2 protein-coding genes are annotated in these 5,234 nt (G+C 38.5%); both read right to left on the bottom strand.

Going from position 1 to position 5,234, the window contains the following annotated elements:
* The coding region (locus tag BHECKSOX2_RS06750) for a C80 family cysteine peptidase (RefSeq protein ID WP_425356616.1) at positions 1 to 3,804 on the bottom strand (3,804 nt) is incomplete at its 3' end.
* A gap of 325 nt (positions 3,805 to 4,129) precedes the next feature.
* The gene (locus BHECKSOX2_RS06745; protein ID WP_425356615.1) at positions 4,130 to 5,218 is read right to left on the bottom strand and encodes a C80 family cysteine peptidase; all 1,089 of its coding nucleotides are present in this window, start codon (positions 5,216 to 5,218) and stop codon (positions 4,130 to 4,132) included.
* Between the last annotated feature and the right edge of the window lie 16 nt (positions 5,219 to 5,234).

Here is a 5,234-nt window from a genome sequence, read left to right as displayed (position 1 = left end):
ATTGTCATCGGATTCGGTTTGGAATAGGATTTGATGGTCGTGGTTGGCTAGATCAGGTTTGGTTTTTTGGGGTTCTGTGGTTAGTTTGTTGGTTTGTTCTTGGGTTAAGGTGTCCCAGGATTGGAGTTTTTTGTCGTTGTAGGGTTGGGTTTCGCCTAGGTGTCTTGCGCCAAGGTCTTCTGTTACTTGAGAGTCGCCAGGGTTTATGGATAGCCATGGTTTGGTTTGAGTGTAGGTGTTATACGCCTCAACTCTAACATGCAGTTCTCTAGATAAAAAACTCACCATAGCCTTGTAATCATCGACACTTATTTTATCGTTTTTTGTTACGATTTCTATTTCAAAGGCAGCTCCATCCATCAGATTTATTGCACATTTAAATTGCCCCAACAATTCTCGCTTAGAGTAACTATCTGAGTCTATTCTGGCTAGAATTATCTTGTCAATATTGGGTCTTTTTACGAAATTGTATAAAACAGTAGATCTTCTGTCTTTATTGTAGACAAAACGAACATAGTCCGAGGGGGGCGTACCGTTAAATACAAAACTATAGCTCATCCCATTCGCTCCTACTAGTCCATCTACTTTTGCTGTACCATCTACATAATGATAAGCATATGAGCCTCTATTCAGACCTGAAGGACTGTATGCCAACACATTTGCATTGAAGCTAGCACTTAAATCACTCACAAGACCCAAGTAACCAAATGCGCCATGTGTGGTAGACCAGTCTGCACTGCCATCACCCATTTTTATGTTTATTTCTGCCATTGAAGTGTCGTCAGGCAGTTGATTTTCTAGTTCTTTCAGTGCTGCCACAGTAGTATCAAAATCACTTGCCATAACACGAATTTTTAACTCACCTTCCAAGCCTTCTATTGATCTATTTAGTTGTAGCGAACCATCTTCACCCACAGAAACAACAAGATGATAATTGTCGTCTGTGTAAGGGTCAAACTGGGTTAATTCGCCATCTTTGTAGCCCCAGACAACTTTTCCTTCGTCAAGATGATAACGATCGTTAACTGTGTTTCTACCGTCTGATTCTGTTTTTGACAAACCTAATTTAGAGCTGACCTTGGTTTCAATATTCCTTGCTTTCAGTTCCATTGCGACATCTTTACTAAAATCAACGCCTGGATTACATCCTTTTATAGAGACTGTGTCAATACTTGATTGAGCGGGTAAAACGCCTCTTAATGCAACAACATGATCAACAATGTCATTGGCTGTTCTGCGTCCTATAGTTTTTAAGCTGTTGCTACCATGTCCATCAAATAGTATTTTGATATTATCTGCTTTTATTTCGTATAATTTAGGTCCATGCACAATCTGGTAACCACCCTTTTTATCCATTTGTATAAGTGTGGAGTTTTTAGAATGTTTGCCTGTTATGTCTGCCGAACTTTTTACTATGGCTGGATCATTTTCTAACTGAACAACAACATAATGTGTGTCCCTAGGGCCAGGAGAAACCTCGAACCGGTTTATTACTGTTGCCTGCCTCCATGCACTTAACGCTCGTTGAGATTCTGCAATATCACTAACAATCTCTGATGCCTTTCTCACACATACCTTAGCCCAAGCTTTGCGAGCTGCATTTTTAGCAAGGTTAATCTCATCTTGACTTAGCAACCTTTCAAATTCACTTTTAGCACTTTCAATGTGTGTAAGTTGATCTCCAAGACTCAAGCCAGCAATGTCTTTTAACATATCTACGCTTACATCAATATCCAGCTCACCCTTATTAAATCTATTTTCTAAATGATAGGCAAGAGTATTCTTTGCACACTTGCGTGTCATTACGCTTAATCTATCAAACTGTTTTTGGTACTTCGTTTCTCGACCTTGTAAATGCTCGTCTAAATCGTTAGCCATTTTTTCAAAAATTTTCGTCTTCAGAATCCCTGGTTCTAGCGCCTTAGCATTTTGNAGGTTCTGATCAATGCCATCGGTATTACAACCAACCAAGGCGATACGCCCAATGTCGGTGCTGTCGTTGCCGTAAGTTTGTTGCAGTATTTTGACTTTATCTGCTAACGATTGTGCACCTTCTTTGCTGAGATCAGCGCCATGATCGACAAAACTAAGACGCACATTGCCTTTAGGTGTATAAATTCCATCTGTTAGCGTGATTAAATTGCCATCAGCATCAAAACGAACAATAATGCTGCTATTAGGATGTTTGCTGGCAAGATCTTGGGCGGCCTTGATTGCAATGTCGCTGTTGCCATTTTGAACGATAATGTTGCTTCGGTAATTGCTGAAGTCTTTTTTGAGTGCGTGACGAAAAACCATATCACTAGACATTTTTGAATCCTGTCTTACAAAATCATCCATCTGATATTCGTCAATAAAGCGATTATTTTCATCAACCATTACTTCGATTCTGTCAATTTTATAAGAGGTATTTGGCTCGTAAAGTACTTGAGTTGTGTCTTTTGCTAAGTCGTAACTCATAATAATCAGGTCTTGCTGTTTTCTTGCTTTTTCTAATAGGCTTTGTTCAAATTTTGGATCATCCCCTAACATTTCCTTGCTAACAAAAATGGCGTTCATGCCTTTGTTTTGGTTGAATTCTTCTAGGACGCTTAATGATGTGTCTCTCCACTCTTGCAAATTTTCTATATTCTCTTCTCTTTCTTCCTGTGAAAAATAAGACAAAGATTCAGATGATGGCGAGCTATTATTTAATGGATCTATAACATAAAGTTGCCCATCTCTGCCTAATAACATTTGTAAATCATCAATGCCTAAATTTGGATGTTGATCAAATTTCTGCAATAAATTTTGAATATCGCTTAGCGTTTTGTGTGTTACACGCTCCTCTGGAACAGGTAACCACCCTGGTTTTACCATCATTGAGTTATGAATGCGTTCAACTAAAATACCATGGTGCTCTTGATTATCCTCACCAATCATGGAAATAACCTTCAAATATTTTGGCGTTTTAACGCCCAATTCTCTAAATTTGTTAATCCACTCAACTTCGTTTTTTAATCGTCCAACTGAATACGAATTCTCCAGGCCTTCATATAGTTGTAAAAACAACAAATCGGGGTGGTCTTTTAAGGTGTAAGCGGTTTTCATGGAACCATGTCCAATAGATTTACCTATATCTTTATGCGTCAATGAATCTGGCGTTGTTCCATCATCCAGTCCCAATTTTAGATGATCTAAAACATCAGCAATATTGGCAGAACTTTCTGTAGCCCAGATAGATTTTTTGTATTCATAATTCCAACGATAAACGATTTTTTGATCACGACCGCCCATCGTTTTAGAGCCATCTTTATTTATATGCATATCGCCTAATCTACCGGTAACGCTAGCGTCTCTTAAATATTTTCGGGTATAGAGTTGATTGGCATAATCTTGACTGAGTTTTTCGTTGTTACAACCCACCAAAGCAGCACGATTTAAGTAGGCGGAACTATCCACTGAATTTATATTGTAATGTCGCACTAATTGATCGGTGTAATTCGCTAACTTTGTCGCCCCCACTTTTTCCAATGCTTCTGAATGCCCAACAATATTGATCCGTACACTGGAATCAGGCGTAAATGCTTTGTCCTTTGGAAAAACCAATTTTCCTTGCTCATCAAGTGTCGCAATAATACTGGTATCGGGGTGTTTACCAAGCAATGCGGCGGCAGCGTCTTTGGTGACCTTGTCTTCGCCAATGGACAGAATAATGTTGTATTTGTTCTTGCCATTGCTTTTCAGGTTTAAGGCTTCGTGGCCCTCAGAGGTGTTTGCACGAAAAACAAAATCTCTGCTTTTCACCCAACCTTGTTGATTCATAAAATCAATACTCTCTTTTCTTAAATCAACATTTTGGTTTTGGTTATCTTGGGTAATGACTTCAATGGTGTCAAAGTCTAGATTTTGACTGTCACTTGGTTCATGAATGACTTCTTTTTCATTTGTTGCAAAATTATAAGCAACAAGGGCTTTATTGTCTTCTTTTTGTAGATCGCTCAACATTTGTTGTTTTCGTATATCGCTGTAAGATTCCCAGATTCTGCTGTCAATATAGGTAATATGATTGAGCGCTTTGTCAGTAAAACGCTTGTGGCGTTTTAAAATAGTTTGCTCAAATTCCTGTAAAGCATCTAATTGAATCGAATTATNAATTATAAGCAACAAGGGCTTTATTGTCTTCTTTTTGTAGATCGCTCAACATTTGTTGTTTTCGTATATCGCTGTAAGATTCCCAGATTCTGCTGTCAATATAGGTAATATGATTGAGCGCTTTGTCAGTAAAACGCTTGTGGCGTTTTAAAATAGTTTGCTCAAATTCCTGTAAAGCATCTAATTGAATCGAATTATGCTTACTGTCTGCATCCATCTCAACATTCTGTGGATCTATAATATACAGTTGACCATCTTCAGCCACAAGCCCTTGGAGATCCCATACACAAAGATTGGGATTTTTTGAAAATATTTTTTGTAAATGTTTGAGATCTTCTAAGGTTTGATTGTTGCTATTATCAAGTACTCCTACTAGAGGAACAATACCTTTCTGTCTTAATTTTATATCCCACGCACCTTTAATCTTTTGCACAATTAGACCGTGTCGCTTAGTATTAGACTCGGGCATAGATACATCTATAAATGTGATTTTTTTATAACGCCTAGGTGTTTTTATGCCAAGCGCTTCTAGTTGCTTTAAGTACCCTATTTCTTTTTTAATTTCGGTGGCTTGATAGCCTGGTTTTAATAACACCATCAATAAATCAGGTTGACCGTTTAAATTGTAAGCAGTTTTAAATGCGCCCGATCCAACAGCGTCATTGAAGTCTACATGTGCATTGGTTAAGGTATCTGGAATGTTATCTATATCAATAATATCAGTGCCAGTTCCGGTATCAGATGAACCTTTAGAGCTCACACAACCTAGTTTCAAGTTTTCTAATATCTCCCCCGCACGCTTGGATTCTTCAGTCTGCTGGGTAACGATATTTAAGTCATCGTTCCACTGATAAATCATTTTTTCACTGCCCATTTCCATGGTTTTAGTGCCATCAGCATTGATTTGCATATCGCCTTTTCTGCCGGTTATTTCGGCAGTTTTTAGCTCAGGCGTGTCATTATAAATGGCTTTGGCAAAATCTTGGGTGAGGCTTTGATTAACACCATCAGTGCCACAGCCGACTAAGGCAATACGCTTGATATTCGTGCTGTCGTTGCCATAGGTTTGCTGGAGTATCTTCACCTTATCTGCTAATGAC

Source organism: thiotrophic endosymbiont of Bathymodiolus puteoserpentis (Logatchev) (assembly GCF_900127505.1).
Lineage (GTDB): Bacteria > Pseudomonadota > Gammaproteobacteria > PS1 > Pseudothioglobaceae > Thiodubiliella.
The sequence above is the reverse complement of the archived record's forward strand: the minus strand, read 5'-3'. Positions and strand labels throughout refer to the sequence as shown.